The 18,971-nt window shown below is 68.8% G+C and carries 19 protein-coding genes; 15 read left to right on the forward strand and 4 right to left on the reverse strand.

What is annotated here, in order from left to right:
* Positions 1-2,438: AAA family ATPase (locus BDI24065_RS36845; RefSeq protein ID WP_175035309.1), on the reverse strand; the 2,438-nt coding region annotated here is incomplete at its 3' end.
* A gap of 242 nt (positions 2,439-2,680) precedes the next feature.
* Between BDI24065_RS36845 and BDI24065_RS36850 the strand changes: the two genes are divergently transcribed.
* The 11 genes from BDI24065_RS36850 (at position 2,681) to BDI24065_RS36900 (ending at position 14,017) form a co-directional block, all read left to right on the forward strand.
* Entirely contained in the window at positions 2,681-3,616 is a 936-nt protein-coding gene (locus tag BDI24065_RS36850; RefSeq protein WP_175035310.1) for a universal stress protein, read from the forward strand.
* A gap of 18 nt (positions 3,617-3,634) precedes the next feature.
* Positions 3,635-4,615 (forward strand): quinone oxidoreductase family protein, encoded by a 981-nt coding sequence (locus BDI24065_RS36855; RefSeq protein ID WP_175035311.1) that lies wholly within the window; start codon positions 3,635-3,637, stop codon positions 4,613-4,615.
* Between the two features lie 10 nt (positions 4,616-4,625).
* The gene (locus BDI24065_RS36860) at positions 4,626-5,474 is read left to right on the forward strand and encodes a TauD/TfdA dioxygenase family protein (protein ID WP_175035312.1); all 849 of its coding nucleotides are present in this window, start codon (positions 4,626-4,628) and stop codon (positions 5,472-5,474) included.
* Positions 5,475-5,595: 121 nt separating this feature from the next.
* Positions 5,596-6,651, forward strand: coding sequence for a 3-keto-5-aminohexanoate cleavage protein (locus tag BDI24065_RS36865; RefSeq protein ID WP_175035313.1), 1,056 nt, complete (start codon positions 5,596-5,598; stop codon positions 6,649-6,651).
* Between the two features lie 163 nt (positions 6,652-6,814).
* Positions 6,815-8,143, forward strand: a complete 1,329-nt coding sequence (locus BDI24065_RS36870) for an MFS transporter (RefSeq protein ID WP_175035314.1) — start codon at positions 6,815-6,817, stop codon at positions 8,141-8,143.
* A 16-nt stretch (positions 8,144-8,159) separates the two neighbouring features.
* Positions 8,160-8,753, forward strand: coding sequence for an RBBP9/YdeN family alpha/beta hydrolase (locus BDI24065_RS36875; RefSeq protein WP_175035315.1), 594 nt, complete (start codon positions 8,160-8,162; stop codon positions 8,751-8,753).
* 577 nt (positions 8,754-9,330) lie between these two features.
* Entirely contained in the window at positions 9,331-10,497 is a 1,167-nt protein-coding gene (locus BDI24065_RS36880; RefSeq protein WP_175035316.1) for an ABC transporter substrate-binding protein, read from the forward strand.
* Between the two features lie 49 nt (positions 10,498-10,546).
* Positions 10,547-11,626, forward strand: coding sequence for an ABC transporter ATP-binding protein (locus tag BDI24065_RS36885; RefSeq protein ID WP_175035317.1), 1,080 nt, complete (start codon positions 10,547-10,549; stop codon positions 11,624-11,626).
* Between the two features lie 37 nt (positions 11,627-11,663).
* Positions 11,664-12,533: an ABC transporter permease gene (locus BDI24065_RS36890; RefSeq protein WP_175035318.1), complete on the forward strand. Its 870-nt coding sequence runs from the start codon at positions 11,664-11,666 to the stop codon at positions 12,531-12,533.
* Entirely contained in the window at positions 12,533-13,465 is a 933-nt protein-coding gene (locus BDI24065_RS36895; protein ID WP_175035319.1) for an ABC transporter permease, read from the forward strand. The genes BDI24065_RS36890 and BDI24065_RS36895 overlap by 1 nt, the downstream gene beginning before the upstream one ends.
* A gap of 114 nt (positions 13,466-13,579) precedes the next feature.
* Positions 13,580-14,017: a hypothetical protein gene (locus BDI24065_RS36900; RefSeq protein WP_175035320.1), complete on the forward strand. Its 438-nt coding sequence runs from the start codon at positions 13,580-13,582 to the stop codon at positions 14,015-14,017.
* Positions 14,018-14,149: 132 nt separating this feature from the next.
* Here BDI24065_RS36900 and BDI24065_RS36905 read toward each other — a convergent pair whose 3' ends face one another.
* On the reverse strand, positions 14,150-14,449 hold the full coding sequence (locus BDI24065_RS36905) for a DUF4148 domain-containing protein (RefSeq protein ID WP_175035321.1): 300 nt from the start codon (positions 14,447-14,449) through the stop codon (positions 14,150-14,152).
* Between the two features lie 219 nt (positions 14,450-14,668).
* On the opposite strand from BDI24065_RS36905, the gene BDI24065_RS36910 reads away from it, so the two are divergent.
* Complete coding sequence (locus tag BDI24065_RS36910; protein ID WP_006497261.1) at positions 14,669-14,881, forward strand: hypothetical protein; 213 nt, start codon at positions 14,669-14,671, stop codon at positions 14,879-14,881.
* A gap of 287 nt (positions 14,882-15,168) precedes the next feature.
* Here the strand turns inward: BDI24065_RS36910 and BDI24065_RS36915 are convergent, their stop codons facing one another.
* Complete coding sequence (locus BDI24065_RS36915) at positions 15,169-16,134, reverse strand: D-2-hydroxyacid dehydrogenase (protein ID WP_175035322.1); 966 nt, start codon at positions 16,132-16,134, stop codon at positions 15,169-15,171.
* Positions 16,061-16,387: a hypothetical protein gene (locus BDI24065_RS36920; RefSeq protein ID WP_175035323.1), complete on the reverse strand. Its 327-nt coding sequence runs from the start codon at positions 16,385-16,387 to the stop codon at positions 16,061-16,063. Before BDI24065_RS36920 ends, BDI24065_RS36915 begins: the two co-directional genes overlap by 74 nt.
* Here BDI24065_RS36920 and BDI24065_RS36925 point away from each other — a divergent pair.
* Genes BDI24065_RS36925 through BDI24065_RS36935 form a run of 3 tightly spaced genes read left to right on the forward strand, consistent with a single transcriptional unit; the run spans position 16,386 to position 18,969 of the window.
* Positions 16,386-17,576, forward strand: a complete 1,191-nt coding sequence (locus tag BDI24065_RS36925; RefSeq protein ID WP_175035324.1) for a CaiB/BaiF CoA transferase family protein — start codon at positions 16,386-16,388, stop codon at positions 17,574-17,576. The genes BDI24065_RS36920 and BDI24065_RS36925 overlap by 2 nt on opposite strands.
* Before the next feature lie 24 nt (positions 17,577-17,600).
* Complete coding sequence (locus tag BDI24065_RS36930; RefSeq protein ID WP_175035325.1) at positions 17,601-18,563, forward strand: hydroxymethylglutaryl-CoA lyase; 963 nt, start codon at positions 17,601-17,603, stop codon at positions 18,561-18,563.
* Positions 18,564-18,585: 22 nt separating this feature from the next.
* Positions 18,586-18,969, forward strand: coding sequence for a VOC family protein (locus tag BDI24065_RS36935; RefSeq protein WP_089440118.1), 384 nt, complete (start codon positions 18,586-18,588; stop codon positions 18,967-18,969).
* Positions 18,970-18,971 lie beyond the last annotated feature (2 nt).

Here is an 18,971-nt window from a genome sequence, read left to right on the forward strand (position 1 = left end):
GGCAGCGCGTGCCGCGCGGGGCCGGCACCGGCGGCGGCTTCGTCGCCGGCGCGGCGCGCCCAGTCGGCGATGGCCGGATGCGCGTCGGCGAGCGTGCGCGTCAGCCCGAACAGGTCCGCGAGGTTCATCGCCTCGTCGAGCAGTGCGCGGCCGCCGCCCCCCGACTGTTCGAGCGCGAATGCGCTGAGCGCCATGATCTCGATGCGCGCCTGCCCCATGCTCATTTCGCGGGCCAGCACCGCGGCTTCGTCGAGCGCCGCGCTCGCGTCGTCCCAGCGGCGCGCGGCGAGCGCCGCGCCTGCATGCGCAGTCGCCTGCAGCAGCACGACGGGGCGTCGCCACAACGGCCCATGCGACGGAAACTCGGCCGCGGCGATCGCGTCGATCCGCTCGACGAGCGCATGGCAGGTCGCCTCGCGATAGCGCGCCGCATGGATGCGCACCTGCTCGGCGAGACTCGCGACCGACAGGCGCGGCAGGCGGCGCGCGACGCCCATTGCATCGAGCGCTTCGAGCAGGTCGATCGCGCGATGCTCGACGCCGCGCAGCAGCGCGATGCGCGCGGCGGTGCGATAGCCGAGCAGCACGGTATCGGGCGTGCCCGCATGTTCGAGCACGTCGAGCCGGTTCGCGAGCAGCGCGGCGGCCTGGTCGACGCGGTCGGCCTCGTACGCGAGCGCCGCGCACATCGCCGCGAGCATGCAGGTGAGCGGATGGCGGCGCCCGAGATCGGCTTCCGCGCGCGCCAGCGCCGGCGACAGCGCATCGTCGGCCAGCCGGACCTGGCCTTCGCGCAGGTAGCTCAGGCCCGTGATCAGCTCGCCCCAACGCGCGACATAGCCGAACCCGGCCGCCGTCTCGCCGCGCGGCGCGGCGTGCTGGAAGCGGCGCGCCTGCGCCGGTTCGCCGACGATGATCGCGCGTGCCGACAGCCGGTTCGCGTGCATTTGCGCGAGCCAGGTCGCCGCCGGCGGCGTGAAGTCGGCCCACGGTTCGAACAGCTCGACGAAGCGGTCGATTTCGTCGGCGTAATACGCGGCCGCGCTGAGGATCAGTGCGCATTCGTAGCGCATCGCCGCGGGCGTGCCGGGATCCGCGAGGATGCCCGCGATCTGGCGCTGTGCCTCGACATGACGCTCGCCGAGCGCCAGCGCCCATGCCACCGCGACGCGCAGCGTCGGACGCTTGTCGAGCTCCGCATCGGGCAGCAGCGCGAGCCAGTCGAGCACGTCGTTGATGCGGCCCTGCTTGATCGCATCCTCCAGACAGCGCTGCGCAAGCGCATATGCGACCTCGAACTGGCCGGCCGCATACGCGTGGCGGGCGGCTTCCTCGGTCATCCCGTGCGCGTCGAGCCAGGCGGCCGCACGTGCATGCAGCGCGCTGCGCTCGGTGTCCGGCCCCGCGGCCAGGCGGTCGCGCAGCGTGTCGCGCACGAGCGGATGCAGCCGGCACCAGTCCGAATCGTCCGACGCAATGAACAGCGGCGTGTCGCGGGCGAGCCGCGCGAGACGGTCGGGCGCGTCCGCGTCGTCGAGCAGCGCGGCGCACAGCGACGGATGCAGGCGATCGGCGACGCTCGTGCGGGTCAGGAACGCGGTGTCGTCGGCCGACAGGTTCGCGAGCAGCAGCTCGACCAGCCGGTCGCGCGTGCCGTCCACGCGGGCGGCGAGCGCGTCGACCGCCTGGCGCGGATCGGCCGAGCGCGCCATCGCGGCCATCGCGAGCTGCAGGCCGAGCGGCCAGCCGTCGACGCGTTCGAACAGCCGCGCGCACGCGTCGGCGTCGACCCGCTGCGCAAAGCGCGCGCCGACCAGCGCAATCGTCTCGTCGAGCGTGAAGCGTAGCCAGTCGGCGCCCGCGAGCGTGCATTGCCCGCCGGCGAGCAGGTCGCCGGCCACATGATCGAGCCCGCGCCGCGCGGCGACAACGACATGCAGGTTTTGCGGCGCGTTGTGCAGCACGTAGGTCAGCGCATCGAGGCCGGCGGGCGGCAGCCGCTCCGCATCGTCGACGATCAGCAGCGCATCGATCGACAGTTGCGCGACCTCGGCCAGCCACGCGGTCACGCCTTCCAGCGCGCGCGCCGCGTCGGCCGCGCCGACCGGGATCAGGCGCCCGAAGCCGGGCCGCGCGCAGCCGGTCCGCACTGCCTGCACGAGCCCCTGCAGCAACCGCGCCGCATCGTCGCGCTCGTCGGCCGACAGCCATACGACCGCGCGGCCGAGCGCGAGGGTTTCGCGGCGCCATTGCGCGAGCAGCGACGTCTTGCCGTAACCGGCCGGCGCCTGCACGAGCGTGACCGGCCGGCCGTCGAACGCGGGCGCGGCGAGGCTCAGCCGCGCGCGGGCCAGCAACTGCGCCGGCACGCGCGGCGCGGTCGTCTTCAGGATCAGTTCGGTGGGAGGCGCGTCGGCGCGATCGGGTGGGTGGGCCATCGGGGCTGCAGTCGGAATCCGGCGGTGCCGTGCGGGCCAGCGTCCGGGGTGGGCGTGGGGGAAGGATCGGCCGAACCGCGCTTGCGCGTCAATCCCCCCCGCGACGAGTGGGGCCGCGCCGGCACCGCGTCGATAGCATGGGTTCCGATGCATGACGAACACCACGAGGAGCCCACCCATGAACATCGTATCGACCGGCACGCGGCGCAGCGCGCTGCTCGTCGGATAAGCGGAGCGGCACGATGTACCGCCATCTGCTCGTGACGGTCGACGGCACGCCCGGCGGCATCGACGCGATCGGCCATGCGCTCGAACTGGCGCGTGCGGTCGGCGCCCGGGTCACGTTCATGCTGACCGGCGCCGCGCCGGACTCGCGTTTATCCGGAGCGCGGCTGCCGGAGCACGGTGCGAAAGTGGAAGCCGCCGCACGGGCGCAGGGGTTGTCCCATGTGATCGCGGGGGCCGGCCATCCGGGGGCCGGCGACGCAGCGCCCGGCGCGCTGGCGGCCGAACTCGGCTGCGACCTGATCGGCGTCGCGGCGCTGCCGCACGATGCCGATGCGGCGGCCTGCGTGCAACGGCAGCATCTGCTCGCGACGAGCGGCGTGCCGGTGCTCGTATGCACGTCGCGGCGATCGCCTGCCGAGGCGCGCGTGATGGCGCGTTGCCTCGATGCGCATCGCGCGGTCGGCGGGTTGCTGCATGCGCTGATGGCGTCCGGCGCGAACGTTGGCGTGGACGTGGATGCGCAGCGGCAAGCGGCCGACATGCAGGATGCGCTGGCGTCGCTCGCCACCCTGCAGCGCGCCCGTGTCGGCACGGCCGCCGAAGCGCGCCTCTTCGCGGCATTGCGCGTCCGCGCGGAGTGTGTCGCGGCCGAACTGGACGAACTCGACCGCCAGCGGCAGCGCGACGCGCAAGCGCTCGATGCGCTCATGCGGATCGCCGCGGACGGGCTGCCGTCGGCCGCGTTCGACACGGCGCTCGCCCGCTATGCGCACGGCGCGTTCGAGCAGATGGGGCGGATGGAAGGCGTGATTTTCCCGGCCGCGCGGCGCTATCTCGGCGACGCGGACTGGGCCGGACTGGATGAATCGCTGGCGGAGGGCGCAGCCGCGACGCCGCCACGCGCGAACGAACCGAACGAACCCGACGATGCGCGACGCGCATCCGACTGACACCCTACGGAGAACAACATGGCACATGCAGTGCGATTCCACGAAACCGGCGGACCCGAGGTCCTGCGCTGGGAAGCAGTCGACGTCGGCGACCCGGGCGCCGGCCAGGTGCGCCTGCGGCACGACGCGGTCGGCCTGAACTTCGCCGACACGTATTTCCGCAGCGGCCTGTATCCGGTGCCGCTGCCTGCCGGCCTCGGTGTCGAGGCAGCCGGGGTGGTCGAGGCCGTCGGCCCCGGCGTGACGAACGTCGCCGTCGGCGACCGCGTGACCTACACGGGCTTCCTGAACACGCTCGGCGCGTACAGCACCGAACGGCTGATCCCCGCCGCGCCGCTCGTGCGGCTGCCGGCCGGCATTTCGTGCGAAACGGCCGCGGCGATGACGATGCGCGGCCTGACGTCGGCCTACCTGCTGCGCCGCATCCACGCGTTCGCGCCGGGCGACACGATCCTGCTGCACGCGGCCGCCGGCGGCGTCGGGCTGATCGTGTCGCAATGGGCGAAGCTGCTCGGGCTCACGGTGATCGGCACGGTATCGAGCGAGCACAAGGCCGGGATCGCCCGCGCGCACGGCTGCGACCATACGATCGACTACAGCCGCGAGGACGTTGCGAAGCGCGTGCGTGAACTGACGGACGGCGCGGGCGTCGACGTCGTGTTCGACAGCGTCGGCAAGGACACCTTCGAAGGCTCGCTCGATTCGCTGAAGCGGCGCGGGCTGATGGTGTGCGTCGGCACCGCGTCGGGCCCGATCCCGCCGTTCGACCCGCAGCGCCTGGCGATGAAGGGCTCGCTGTACCTGACACGTCCAGCGCTGGCCGACTACATCGCCGATCCGGCCGAGAAGAACGACCTGGCCGGCGAACTGTTCGCGCACGTCGCGGCCGGCCGGATCCGGATCGAGATCAACCAACGCTACGCGCTGCAGGACGCCGCGCAGGCGCACCGCGATCTCGAATCGCGCAAGACGACCGGGTCGTCGGTGTTCATCGTCTGAGGAGACGCGCATGCGAGTCGAACCCCTGACCTGCGCGATCGGCGCGGAACTGCTGGACGTGAGCCTCGCCGACGCCGTGCACGACGACGGCCTGTTCGCCGAGATCCGCGCGCAACTGCTCCGGCATCGCGTGCTGTTCCTGCGCGACCAGGACATCACGCGCGCCGAGCACGTCGCGTTCGCGCGGCGCTTCGGCGAGCTCGAGGATCATCCGGTGGCCGGCAGCGATCCCGAGCACCCGGGGCTCGTGCGGATCTACAAGTCGCCCGACCAGCCGAACGACCGCTACGAGAATGCGTGGCACAGCGATGCGAGCTGGCGCGTGGCGCCGCCGTTCGGCTGCGTGCTGCGCTGCGTCGACGGTCCGCCGGTTGGCGGCGACACGATGTGGGCGAACATGGCGCTCGCCTACGAGCGCCTGCCGGAACACGTGAAGCAGCAGATCGACGACTTGCGCGCGCGCCACAGCATCGAGGCGAGCTTCGGCGCGGCGATGCCGATCGACAAGCGCCTCGCGCTGAAGGCGCAGTACCCGGACGCCGAGCACCCGGTCGTGCGCACGCATCCGGAAACGGGCGAGAAGGTGCTGTACGTGAACGCGTTCACCACGCATTTCACGAACTTCCACACGCCCGCGCGCGTGCGCTTTGGGCAGGACGCGAATCCCGGCGCCGGCCAGTTGCTGCAGTACCTGATCAGCCAGGCTTATATCCCCGAATACCAGGTGCGCTGGCGCTGGAGGAAGAACAGCGTCGCGATCTGGGACAACCGCAGCACCCAGCACTACGCGGTGATGGACTACCCGCCGTGCGTGCGCCAGATGGAGCGCGCGGGCATCGTCGGCGATGTGCCGTTCTGAGCGCGCCCGCACCGTAACCGATCTCTGAAAAACCCATGCAACGCGCCGGGCATCCCGCCCGGCGCGGCGGGATACGCGCGCCCGTACGCCCGAAATACAACGATTTCCACTGGAGGACGACATGCAATTTCTCGACGATTCGCTGCACCCGGAAAACCAGGACAAGGTGGTCATCACGGTCGCGCCGTATGGCCCCGAATGGATGCCCGCCGATTTTCCGGAAGACATTCCGGTGACGATGGACGAGCACGTACAGAAGGCCGTCGACTGCTACAACGCGGGGGCGACGGTGCTGCACATGCATGTGCGCGAACTCGACGGCAAGGGCAGCAAGCGGCTGTCGAAGTTCAACGAGCTGCTCGGCCGGTTGCGCGAGGCGGTGCCCGACATGATCCTGCAGGTGGGCGGTTCGATCTCGTTCGCACCGGAAGGCGAGGGGGCGGACGCGAAATGGCTGTCCGACGACACGCGCCACATGCTCGCCGAGCTGACGCCGAAGCCCGACCAGGTGACGATTGCGATCAACACCGTGCAGATGAACATCACCGAGCTGATGAACCGCCAGGATATCGCCGGCACGTCGCTGAACGAAGCCGCGTACTGGGACGCGTATCGCGAGATGACCGTGCCGGCCGGCCCCGGCTGGGTCGACGAACACCTGCGCCGCCTGCAGGCGGCCGGCATCCAGCCGCATTTCCAGCTCACCGGCATGCACGCGCTGGAAACGCTCGAACGGATCATCCGCCGCGGCGTCTATCGCGGCCCGCTGAACGTCACGTGGGTCGGCATCGGCGGCGGCTTCGACGGCCCGAATCCGTACAACTTCATGGAATTCGTGCGGCGCTGCCCGGACGGCGCGTGCATCACGCTCGAATCGCTGATGAAGAACGTGCTGCCGATCAACACGGTCGCGATGGCGCTGGGCCTGCATCCGCGTTGCGGGATCGAGGACACGATCATCGACCAGAAGGGCAACCGGATGACGTCGGTGCAGCAGGTCGAGCAGTGCGCACGGATCGCGCGCGAACTCGGCCGCGACATCGCCACCGGCAAGGAGGCGAAGGCGATCTACCGGATCGGCGTGCAGTACGACGGCATCGACGAGACGCTGGCGCACCTCGGGATGGCGCCGAATCGCCGGCCGGGCCAGGTGAACGTGCCGCTGCGGGCGGCCTGACGCACCGCGCATCCGGGCAGGCGGTCATCACGGCTGCCGCCCGCCGATCGTTGTGGCGTGGCACCCACCCCTGCGCAGCGCGCGGGGGCGGACTCCGGTCAACGGAGCGGGGCCACGCAAGCCGCGCCGGAGCACGACCGCTCCGGTGCCGGAGGAGACACGCATGCTGATCCATCATGTCGAGCCGTCGATGCAGGACGTCGCCGCCGCCGGCCGGCGCGCGCCCGCGTATGCGTGGCTCGTGTTCGGGCTGACCGTTGGCCTGCTGCTGTCGGACTACATGTCGCGGCAGGTGCTCAACGCCGTGTTCCCGCTGCTCAAGCACGCGTGGGCGCTGTCGGACACGCAGCTCGGTTCGCTGTCCGGCGTCGTCGCGCTGCTGGTCGGGCTGCTGACGTTTCCGCTGTCGGTGCTCGCCGACCGCTTCGGGCGCGTGCGCAGCATCGTGCTGATGGCCGCGTTGTGGAGCATCGCGACGCTTGGCTGCGCGCTGTCGACCAACTACACGGAGATGCTGGTCGCGCGCGGCCTCGTCGGGCTCGGCGAGGCCGCGTACGGCAGCGTCGGCGTCGCGCTGATCCTCAGCATCTTTCCGGCACGGCTGCGCGCGACGCTGACCGGCGCGTTCATGGCCGGTGGCGCGTTCGGCTCCGTGTTCGGGATGGCGCTCGGCGGGCTGGTCGGCGCGCATCTCGGCTGGCGCTGGTCGTTCGGCGTGATGGCCGCGCTCGGCATCGTGCTGCTCGTCGCGTATCGCTGCGTCGTGACCGAACGACGGCTCGCCGCCAATCGGATCGAACCGTGCCGGCGCGACGCCAATGCGCCGCGCGACTTGCGCGGCAGCGTGCGCGCGCTGATGTCGGGACTGTTCGCGTCGCGTTCGGTGATCTGCGCGTATCTCGGCAGCGGGCTGCACCTGTTCGTGCCGGGCGCGCTGTTCGCGTGGCTGCCGAGCTACCTGAACCGCTACTACGCGATGGCGCCCGACCGCGCGGCCGTGCTCGCGGCCGGCTTCGTGCTGGTCGCGGGTGTCGGGATGGTCGGCTGCGGGATCGTCACCGACCGCGTCGGCAAGATCGACGGCAAGCGCAAGTGGCTGACCGCGATCGCGTATTGCGTGCTGACGGGCGTCTGCCTCGCGATTGCGTTCCGGCTGCCGCCCGGGCCGCTGCAGCTCGCGCTGATCTGCGCGGGGATGCTGGTCGGTGCGGGCGCATCCGGTGCGTCGGGCGCGATGGTCGCGAACCTGACGCCGGCCGCGATCCACGCGTCGGCATTTGCGACGCTCACCCTCGCGAACAACCTGCTCGGCATGGCGCCGGGCCCGCTGCTGACGGGGTGGGTCGCCGATCGCGCCGGGCTCGTCGGCGCGCTGCAATGGATTCCTGTCGTGCCGCTCATGGCCGCGGTGCTGTTCGCGATCGGACGCGCGAGCTACGTGGCCGATCTCGCACGCGTCGAACGCGACCGGCGCGCGTCCCAACTTTCCTGAACGTTTCGGAGACTGCATGACCCTGACGACCGTACCCACCATCCTGATCGTGCCCGGCTTGCGCGATCACGTGGAAGACCACTGGCAGACGCACCTCGAACGACGCCTGCCGAACGCGCGCTCGGTCGCGCCGCTCGAAGCCGACAAGCTGAGCCGCGCCGCACGCGTCGCGGCGCTCGATGCGGCGCTGGCCGGGATCGACGGCCCCGTGATCCTGGTCGCGCACAGCGCGGGGGTGATGATCACGGTGCACTGGGCACGGCAGGCCACGCGCAAGATCCACGGCGCGCTGCTCGCGGCGCCCGCCGATCTCGAATCGCCGATGCCCGCCGGTTATCCGGCGTCCGATGCGATCGACGCGAACGGCTGGACGCCGATACCGACCGAACGGCTGCCGTTTCCGAGCATCGTCGCCGCGAGCCGCAACGATCCGCTTGCGCGTTTCGAGCGCGTTGAAGCGCTGGCGGCCGGGTGGGGCAGCAAGCTCGTCGATCTGGGGGAGGTCGGGCACCTGAACCCGGCGTCCGGGTATGGCGAGTGGCGGGATGCCGAGGGATTGATCGAAGAGGTGATTGCGCTCGGTGAAGGTAGTTCCAGCTTGAAGGCATGACCTTTCAGCGACGCGTGACAGCGTTGGGCCGTCTTCGGCAGTTTGTCGAGCGCTATGATTGAAAGCAACGTGGCCGCTGCGTCCGAATGGGGACAAGCGGCCGATTGCGATCAATTTTTATAGTGGGATGCTTCATGGTTCCCAAACGAAAGGTGCTGTACGGGGTTACCTTGAAACCCCGCACGATCATCCGTCCTACCAACGAAGTCAAAGCTTCGACTCAAGCCGAGAAAGACGACGTGCTTCGCTCGGCTCGAAAAGTCATATCCGAGCATCGGGATGTGCTGATTGCCTTGAAGAATCGTTGATTCCGGCGAGCGCGATCCCGGTCGGACGCCTGCCGAATCGGTTTCATGTGGGGAAACGTCTTGGAGATATGACGTCACAAGACAAAGCCTCATCCAACGCGGGTCAATCGATCCGCGTCGTTTGGTAACCAAATCGCCATCCGTCAGAAGGGCGTTTGTCAGGGAAAGTCCCGCCCCGCACGCCGTGGTTTTTTGTTGACCGACATCGTATAACGCCGTCATGATTTCCTGAAAAGAAAGGTCCCATCCACCGACCGAAGTGAGGAGACATGAACGCCACCAAGATCGCTCGCCGTGTCCGCCGGATCGCACTCGCCCTGGGCTTCACGCTGTCTGCCACAGCCGCCGTTGCCGCGCCCGTGTCGCTGAACATCGTCGATGTCGCGGGCAACCTGCAGCTCACGCAGAAGGCCATCGAGGCCTTCAAGGACAAGAACCCGAACCTCGTATCGAACGTCACGTTCACGAACGCGCCCGCGCCGCAGTTGCCGGGCAAGATCAAGGCGATGCAGGCGGCGGGGCGCTCTGACATCGACCTCGTGCTGACCGGCACCGACGCACTGGCTGCCGGCATCGAACAGAGCCTGTGGCTGAAGCTGCTGCCCGACGACGCGGCCGCGTTCCCCGGCGTGCTCGACAAATACGCACCCGGCCCGCGCAAGATGCAGGATCTCGCGCAGGGCTACGGCCTCGAAGTCACCTACATGCCGGCCGGCCCGTTGCTCGAATACAACCCGGCGAAAGTCGGTAACCCGCCGAAGACCCCCGATCAGCTCCTCGCATGGTGCAAGGCGCACCCGAACAAGCTGATCTATGCGCGCCCGGCGAACTCGGGCCCCGGCCGCACGTTCCTGATGGGGCTGCCGTACGTGCTCGGCGACAAGAATCCGCAGGATCCGATCAACGGCTGGGACAAGACCTGGGCGTTCCTCAAGGCGCTGAACGACTGCGTGCCGTACTACCCGGGCGGCACGTCGGCCGTGATGAAGGAGCTCGGCGAGGGCACGCGCGACATGACCGTGACCGTCACCGGCTGGGATCTCAACCCGCGCGCGCTCGGCATCGTGCCGGCCGAATTCAGGATCCAGGCGTTCGACAACATGACGTGGGTGAACGACGCGCACTACATGGTGATCCCGAAGGGCGTGCCGAAGGAAAAGCTCGACGTGCTGTTCAAGCTGATGAACTTCCTGCTCGAACCGGCGCAACAGGCGATGACCTACGACGACGGTTACTTCTATCCGGGCCCGGCGGTGAAGGGCGTGACGCTGGAGATGGCGCCCGCGCACAGCCAGGAAGTGGTCCGCAAGTTCGGCCGCCCCGAGTACGCGAAGCTGCTCGCGGATCGCCCGCACGTGCAGCCGCTCAGCGCGCAGGCGATGGTCGCCGCGTTCCAGAAGTGGGATCGCGAGATCGGATCGCAGAAGTCGAAGTGACGCATGGACCGGCGGGCGCCGCGGCGCCCGCGTCGATGGAGTTCGCGCAATGAAGCACAGTTTCGAACGGCTGCGGCTCGATGGCGTGTGCCGCAGCTTCACCAATGCGGAAGGTGCGCAGGTCGCCGCGCTGAACGGGCTCGATCTCGAGATCCGGCGCGGCGAGTTCATCGCGCTGCTCGGCCCGTCGGGCTGCGGCAAGTCGACCGCGCTCAACTGCATCGCGGGGCTGCAGCCGCTCACGCGCGGCGGCATCTGGCTCGACGACACGCGCATCGACGTGCTGCCGCCCGAGCGCCGCGGCTTCGGGATGGTGTTCCAGAACTACGCGCTGTTTCCGCACATGTCGGTGCTCGACAACGTCGGCTTCGGCCTCAAGATGCGCGGCGTGCCGAAACAGGAAACGCGGCGGCGCGCTCAGCAGGCGCTTGAGCTCGTGCAACTCGTCGGTCACGAGGGCAAGCTGCCCGGGCAGCTGTCGGGCGGGCAGCAGCAGCGCGTCGCGATCGCGCGCGCGATCGTGATCGAGCCACCGCTCGTGCTGATGGACGAACCGCTGTCGAACCTCGACACGAAGCTGCGCATCGAGATGCGCGCCGAGATCCGCCGCATCCACACGCAGCTCGAACGCGCGACGATCTACGTGACGCACGACCAGGACGAAGCGTTGTCGATGGCCGACCGCATCGTCGTGATGAAGGAAGGCGTCGTGCAGCAGGTCGCGACGCCGAAGGACGTCTACACGCGCCCGCACAACCTGCATGTCGCGCGTTTCATGGGCTATCGCAACGTGCTGCCGTTCACGCTCGAAGGGATGGCCGGCGACTACGTGACCGTCACAGCCGGTGGCGTTCGCGTCACGGGCGTGCCGATGGCCGGCTTCGACGCGAAGGAGGTCGTGGTCGCGCTGCGCCCCGACGACATCGAGCGCGCGGACGAACGCGGCGACAACACGTTCGACGCGACCGTCGAAACGGTCGAGTACGGCGGCCGCGATTCGCTGATCCGCGCGGTCACGCCGTTCGGCCCGATCTGGGCGCGCGTGGCCGGCGAATTCACGGAAGGCGAGCCGCTGCGGCTGCGCGTTGCGCCGTCGCGCACGCTCGTCTACCCCGGAGCGCCGACATGAGCGGCGTGACCGCCGCGCGGTTCCACCGGGAGGCCGCATGAGCACGCTCGCGTCCGGCACGCCGCGCGACGCGAAAGCCTGGCTCGTCACGCCCGCGCTCGCGTTCATCGTCGCGCTGTTCATCTATCCGTTCGCGTACGGTCTCGTGCTGTCGTTCCAGCCGATGAACGGCGGCGGCGCGCTCGCGAACTACGTGCAGTTCTTCACCGACACGGCGATGTGGCCGACCGTGCTCGTCACGCTGAAGCTCGCGGTGCCGGCGACGCTGCTCAACGTCGGCATCGCGGTGCCCGTCGCGTTCGCGCTGCGCCGCCATTCGCGGTACCAGAAGTTCGTCACGACGCTGCTCGTGATTCCCGTCACGCTCGGCACGGTGCTCGTCGCCGACGGGATGCTCACGTATTTCGGGCCGAACGGCTGGTTCCCGCAGGCGCTGCAGGGGCTGCACCTGTACACCGACGAAGTGCGCCTCACGCACAACTACTGGGGCGTGCTGCTGTCGCTGATCGTGTCGGGCTTTCCGTTCGCGTTCCTGCTGATGCTGTCGTACATCAGCGGCATCGACCCGACGCTCGCGCGCGCAGCGGCGACGCTCGGCGCAAACCCGTGGCAGCAGTTCCGGCAGATCTACCTGCCGCTGCTCGTGCCGGGGCTCACGATGGCCGCGTGCCTGTCGTTCGTGCAGGCATTCTCGGTATTCCCGTCGGCCGTGCTGCTCGGCGCGCCGGCCGGGCCCACGCGCGTGATCTCGATCGCGGCGGCGGAAGCCGCGTTCGAGAGCTACGACTATTCGCTCGCATCGGCGATTGCGATCGTGATGGGCTTCGTGCAGCTGCTGGTGGTCGCGTCGATGCTCGGCGCGCGCCGCTTCTTCTATACGGGCGCGGTGACGGGAGGCAAGGGCTGATGGCGACCGACAACCATGCCGCGCGCACCTGGCCGCCAAAGCACGACGCGCCCGATGCGCCCGGTGAGCGGCCCGTCGACGCGAGGAAACCGCAGAAGATGACAAGCAATCTCGCCGGCCGCGCATGGAAGGCGCTCGTCTGGGGGCTGATGGCGTTCTTCCTGCTGAACGTGATGCTGCTGATCGCGACCGTCGCGGTGAATTCGATCGCGACACGCTGGTTCGGCACGCCGCTGCCGCAGGGCTTCACGCTGCACTGGTATGCGAAGGCGTGGGAGGACTTCCAGCTCGCGAGCGTGCTGTGGGTGACCGTCGAGGTCGTCGGCGCGGTGGTGCTGCTGTCGATCGCGCTCGGCGTGCCGGCCGCGTATGCGCTGGCGCGCGTGCAGTTTCGCGGCAAGCGCTTCGCGCTGCTGGTGTTCCTGCTGCCGCTGATGGTGCCGCCCGTCACGTACGGGATCCCGATGGCCACCGTGATGTACAAGGTCGGGCTCGCGGGCACGCTGCCCGGCGTGATCCTCGCGAACCTCGTGCCGGCGCTGCCGTTCGTGATCCTCGTGATGACGCCGTTCATCGAGCAGATCGATCCGAATCTCGAAGCCGCCGCGCGCATCTTCGGCGCGAACACGTGGCGCTATTTCCGCTACGTGCTGCTGCCGCTGCTCGTGCCCGGCATGCTCGCGGCGGGGCTGCTGGTGCTGGTGCGCACGATCGGGATGTTCGAGCTGACCTTCTTCACCGCGGGGCCGAGCACGCAGACGCTCGTCGTCGCGCTGTATTACGCGGTGTTCTCGACCGGCGTGCGCGCGCCGCAGTCGATCGACGCGATGGCAATGATCTACATGGCCATCACGCTCGTATGGGTCGTGATCGCGCTGCAGTTCGTGAGCCCGACGCAGCTCGTCAGCCGCGTGAAGCAGGAGCGGCAGTAAGCGAGGGCGACACGCGATGCCGCTTGCGCATCCATGCAATTGGTTACAAATGGATACCGCGCACGACACGCGGACGTTGCAGACTACGCGGCGTTCACCCGATAACGGATAGCCATGAAGTTCCACACGCTGCTGACACTCGCCGGTGCATCGACGCTGCTGGCTGCCTGCAACCTGCTCCACGACGGCCCCGGCTCGAGCGACGTCGACGCCGCCGTGCGCCGCGCGCTCGAAGCGGAAAACCACGGCGGCCTGAACGCGCTGTTCGGCCAGCCGCTACCCGTCTCGGCCGATGTCGTGTCGGCGAAGCCCGACGGCGACTGCAAGAAGCTCGGCGATCGCACGTATTCGTGCGACGTCGTGGTCACGTGGCGCAATGCCGACTACAAACCATCGCGCGCGAACCTGACCTTCGTGAAGGCCGCCGACGGCTCGTGGCAGACGTCCGGCGTCGACGCGGCGATCGTGACGGGCACCGCGAAATCGCTGGTCGACGCGATCGGCAAGGCGTGGCCCGGCAATGCGGCGAGCGGGGCGTCGGCGCCGCAGTGACGCAAGCAGGCGGCGGGCGGGTCGTTTCCGTCCCGCGATGCGCGGGCCGCACGGTTCCTTCTGCTCGGCTGACGGCACGCCATCGACCGATTGCCGCGCGCACGTCGCGGCCTGCACCGGGGCGGGGGCGCGTCAGCGCCCGCGACTCGGCTGGCCGGACACGGTTGCCGTTGCCGGCAGCGCCGGACGGCCGGACGCAGCCGACCCACCGGCTTCCGCGCCGATCCCCGACGACTGCGCGATGCGTGCTTCGACCGCCTGGATATCTTCCGGATACTGGCCTTTCAGCGGCTTGTAGCCGGCCTGTTCGACCTGGCGCAACTGCGCGACGACTTCGGCGCGCGTGACAGGGCCATTGGCCGTCTGCGCAAAGGACACGGCGGGTGCCGCGATCGCGGCGGCGAGGGCGAGCAGGGAAAGGGCGGTTTTCATCTTCAGGATCTCCGAACAGGACAAGGGGGCCGGCACGGCGCGGACACCGCGACCGGTCGACTCATCTTGTTCGACCGGTGCTTAAGCGCGGATTAACGGAGAAAAAGGGCACGAGCATCGGATGCGCGCACGATTGAACGCATCCTCGGTATGCGGGCCGGGTTATAGGGAAAACCCTTATTTCGAGATATAATCACGGCCTAAGAGATAGGTCGAACCATGCCTGAACGTTTCCAAACCCTTGAAAAATTTGTGTTTTCCCTCGTCGTGATGTCGGCAGTCGTGTGCTCGGCGTTCCTCGCGTACGAGCGTCACCCCGAGATCAAGATCGCGCTGCACGAAGGCGAAGCACTGATGCGCGAGAGCGCCAAGTACTCGGTCATCTGCTCGCCGTCCAAGGTCGATCCTTGCGTCGAGATGTCCGCTTACTGAAATTTGCGTCGATAGCGGCGCGCTGCTATCGAAACGGACGTTTTCAGCATGCGTCCCGTTCAGTTTCAGACTGGCCCTACAGCGTTGGCGGTCCGGATTCCTTAAAGTAGAACCCATCAGGAATTCAGAAACCGGCCGCAAGATAGGGCGGATGCACGAACCCGTTACGTGCCGAGTCGCTGGCGTAAGCAGCCCCCGAATTCAGCCGGCCCCGCTTCGAGCCATCGAGCGGGGCCGTTCTGTTTGCGCGGTTCAAACACCGTCCGTCACGCCATCCACCACGCACGTCACACCACGTGCCGCGGCGTGCCGCCCACGAACGCGGCGACATTGTCCACGAGCTGATCGGCGAGCGCCTGCATCGCTTCATCGCTCGCCCACGCGACGTGCGGCGTCAGGATGAAGGCCGGATGCGACAGGATCGCGTGGAACGGATGCGCGGCCGGCAATGGCTCCTGCGTGACCACGTCGAACCCCGCGCCGGCGATCTGTCCCGACTGCAATGCGTCGACAAGCGCGCTTTCATCCACGAGGCCGCCGCGCGCGGTATTGATCAGCAACGGCCGGCGCGTCATCCGCGCGAACGCGGCCGCGTCGATCAGGTGCCGTGTCGCGGGCGTGAGCGGGCAGTGCAGCGTGATCACGTCGCTGTCGCGCAGCAGCGTGTCGAGCGGCACGTAGTCATCCCCCGACGCATCGCCGTGCGCCGCGAACCGCACCCGCATGCCGAGCGCTCGCGCGATGCCGGCCACCGCACGCCCGAGCCCGCCGTCGCCGACGATCCCGAGCGTCGAGCCGGCCAGGTCGCGAATCGGATGATCGAAAAAGCAGAACTGCCCGCTGTCGAGCCAGCGCCCCGCGCGCACCGCGTCGCGGTACGCAACGAGACTGCGGCGCAGCGCGAAGATCAGCGCGAACGTGTGCTCGGGCACCGTTCTGACCGCATACCCGCGAATGTTGCTCACGACGATGCCGCGCGCCGCGCACGCGTCGAGATCGACGATGTCGGTGCCCGTCGCGGCGATCGCGATCATCCGCAGGCGCCGCGCATCGGCGAGCGCTGTCGCATCGATCCGCACCTTGTTGGTCACGACGATGTCCGCGTCGCCGATGCGCGCGGCAATCTCGTGCGCGGCCGTCCGGTCGAACGTGCGCAACGCGTGCGGGAACGGGAACGGCTTAAGCGCGGTTTGCGGCGACAGCGTCGCGCGATCGAGAAACACGATCTTCGCGGGAGAGGAAACAGAAAACATGGCGGGTCTCGCTGGCAGGCGCCCGGCGGGCGCGGAACGGATTCGATTCTGCCGGCGGCGCGCGTAGCGTCGTTTGATCGTTGCGCGAGCGCGCTTTCCCGGATGGAAAGGCTGACGCACCGTGGACGTGAAGGGAAGCGATGCACGTCTTTCCGTTTCGGAAAGGCTGGTTGAGCATCGATCGATTTTCGCCGGACGCGAACGCCGTCATGATCGCCGTCATCGACAACGCGATTTCATCGGAGACAGCCATGACACGCCCCCTGGACGGCATCCGCGTGCTGGAACTCGGCCAACTGATCGCCGGGCCGTTCGCGGGCCGGATGCTCGCCGAATTCGGCGCCGACGTACTCAAGGTCGAGCCGCCCGGGCTCGGCGACCCGCTGCGCAAATGGCGGCTGCTGCATGAAGGCACGTCGGTCTGGTGGGCCGCGCAGTCGCGCAACAAGACCTCGCTCACGCTCGACCTGCGTACGCCCGAAGGGCAGGACGTCGTGCGCCGACTCGTCGCCGAGACCGACGTGCTGATCGAGAACTTCCGGCCCGGCACGCTCGAAGGCTGGGGGCTCGGCTGGGACGCGCTGTCCGCGATCAATCCCGGGCTCGTGATGCTGCGTGTGTCGGGCTTCGGGCAGACGGGCCCGTACCGGGACCGTCCCGGCTTCGGCGTGATCGCCGAGGCGATGGGCGGCCTGCGGCACCTGACCGGCGAGCCCGGTCGCACGCCGGTGCGCGTCGGCATCTCGCTCGGTGATTCGCTGTCGGCGCTGCACGGCGTGATCGGCGTGCTGCTCGCGCTGCGGCATCGCGAGCAACAGGGCGGCAAGGGGCAGGTTGTCGACGTCGCGCTGTACGAGTCGGTGTTCAACATGATGGAAAGCCTGCTGCCCGAATACTCGGCGTTCGGCGCCGTGCGCGAGGCGGCCGGCAGCAGCCTGCCCGGCATCGCGCCGACCAATGCGTACCGTTGCCGCGACGGCAAGTACGCGCTGATCGCCGGCAACGGCGACAGCATCTTCCGGCGCCTGATGGACTTGATCGGCCGGCCCGATCTCGGCAACGATCCCGCGCTCGCGCACAACGACGGGCGGGTCGCGCAGGTCGAACGCATCGACGCGGCGATCGGCGAATGGAGCGCGCAGCACGATCTCGACGCGGTGCTGGCCGCGCTGAACGAAGCGCGCATCCCGTCCGGGCGCATCTACGACGTGGCCGACATCGCGGCCGATCCGCATTACCGTGCGCGCGACATGCTCGTCGATGCCGCGCTGCCCGACGGCACGCCGGTGCTCGTGCCCGGCATCGTGCCGAAGCTCGGCGCGACGCCCGGACGCATCGAACACGCGGCGCCCGCGCTCGGCGCGGATACCGACGCGGTACTCGAATCGCTCGGCATCGATGCGGCGACGCGCGGCGACTGGCGCACGCGCGGCGTGATCTGAGAAGCGGAAACAGGAGAAGACAACATGAGCGGGCAACGCAAACGGCTCTACATCCACGAAGTCGCGACACGCGACGGCTTTCAGAACGAAGCGGCGTTCGTCGACACCGACGACAAGATCGCGCTCGTCGACGCGCTGAGCGCGTGCGGCTACGCGAAGATCGAGGTCACGTCGTTCACGTCGCCGAAGGCGATCCCCGCGTTGCGCGACGCGGAGGCCGTGATGCACGGCATCGCGCGCGCACCGGGTGTCGTCTATACGGTGCTCGTGCCGAACGTGCGTGGCGCCGAGCGCGCGCTGTCGTGCGGCGTCAACGAAGTGAATCTCGTGATGTCGATGAGCGAGAGCCACAACCGCGCGAACCTGCGGATGACGCGCGAACAATCGTTCACGCAGCTGCGCGACGTGATCGACGCGGTACGCGGCACGGGTGTCGCGATCAACGTGTCGCTGTCGACCGCGATGGGCTGCCCGATGGAAGGGGATGTCGCAGCCGAAGGCGTGCTCGCGTGGATGCAGCGCTTCGCGGATCTCGGCGTGCACGGCTTCACGCTGTGCGATACGACCGGCATGGCGTTTCCGTCGCAGGTGCGCGACCTGTCGGCACGGGCGCGCGAACGCTTCGCCGCGCTGCAGCTCACGCTGCACTTTCACAACACGCGCGGGATGGCGCTCGCGAACACGCTCGCGGCGCTCGACGCCGGGATCGACCGCTTCGACGCATCGCTCGGCGGGCTCGGCGGCTGCCCGTACGCGCCGGGCGCGACCGGCAACGCATGCACCGAGGAACTCGTGCACATGCTCGAGCTCGACGGCTACGATACGGGCATCGATCTCGCGGCCGTGCTGGCCGCGTCGGCACGGCTGCCCGCGCTGATCGGTCATGACGTGCCGAGCCAGATCCTGAAGGCCGGGCGCCGCTCGGACCTTCATCCGCCGCCGCGCGTGGACGCCGGCGACATGCCCGCGCAACGTGCTTTCTCATGAACGACCCACAGGAGCGAACCTCATGGCGCTGATTGACCACCTCGACCATCTCGTGCTGACCTGCGTCGATCCCGACCGGACGAAGCATTTCTACACCGAGGTGCTGCAGATGCAGCTCGAAACCTTCGGCGCCGGCCGGATCGCGTTCCGCTTCGGCAACCAGAAGATCAACCTGCATGTGCGCGGCGCGGAATTCGAACCGAAAGCGCATGTGCCGGTGCCCGGCGCGCTCGACCTGTGTTTCATCGCGTCGGTGCCGCTCGACGACGTGATTGCGCACCTGAAGCGCGTCGACTGGCCGATCGTCGAAGGGCCCGTCGAACGCACGGGCGCGACGCAGAAGATCCGGTCGGTCTACGTGCGCGATCCCGACCTGAACCTGATCGAGATCTCCGAGCTGATCTGACC

Origin of the sequence: Burkholderia lata, assembly GCF_902499025.1 — a bacterium.
GTDB classification, from domain to species: domain Bacteria; phylum Pseudomonadota; class Gammaproteobacteria; order Burkholderiales; family Burkholderiaceae; genus Burkholderia; species Burkholderia lata_C.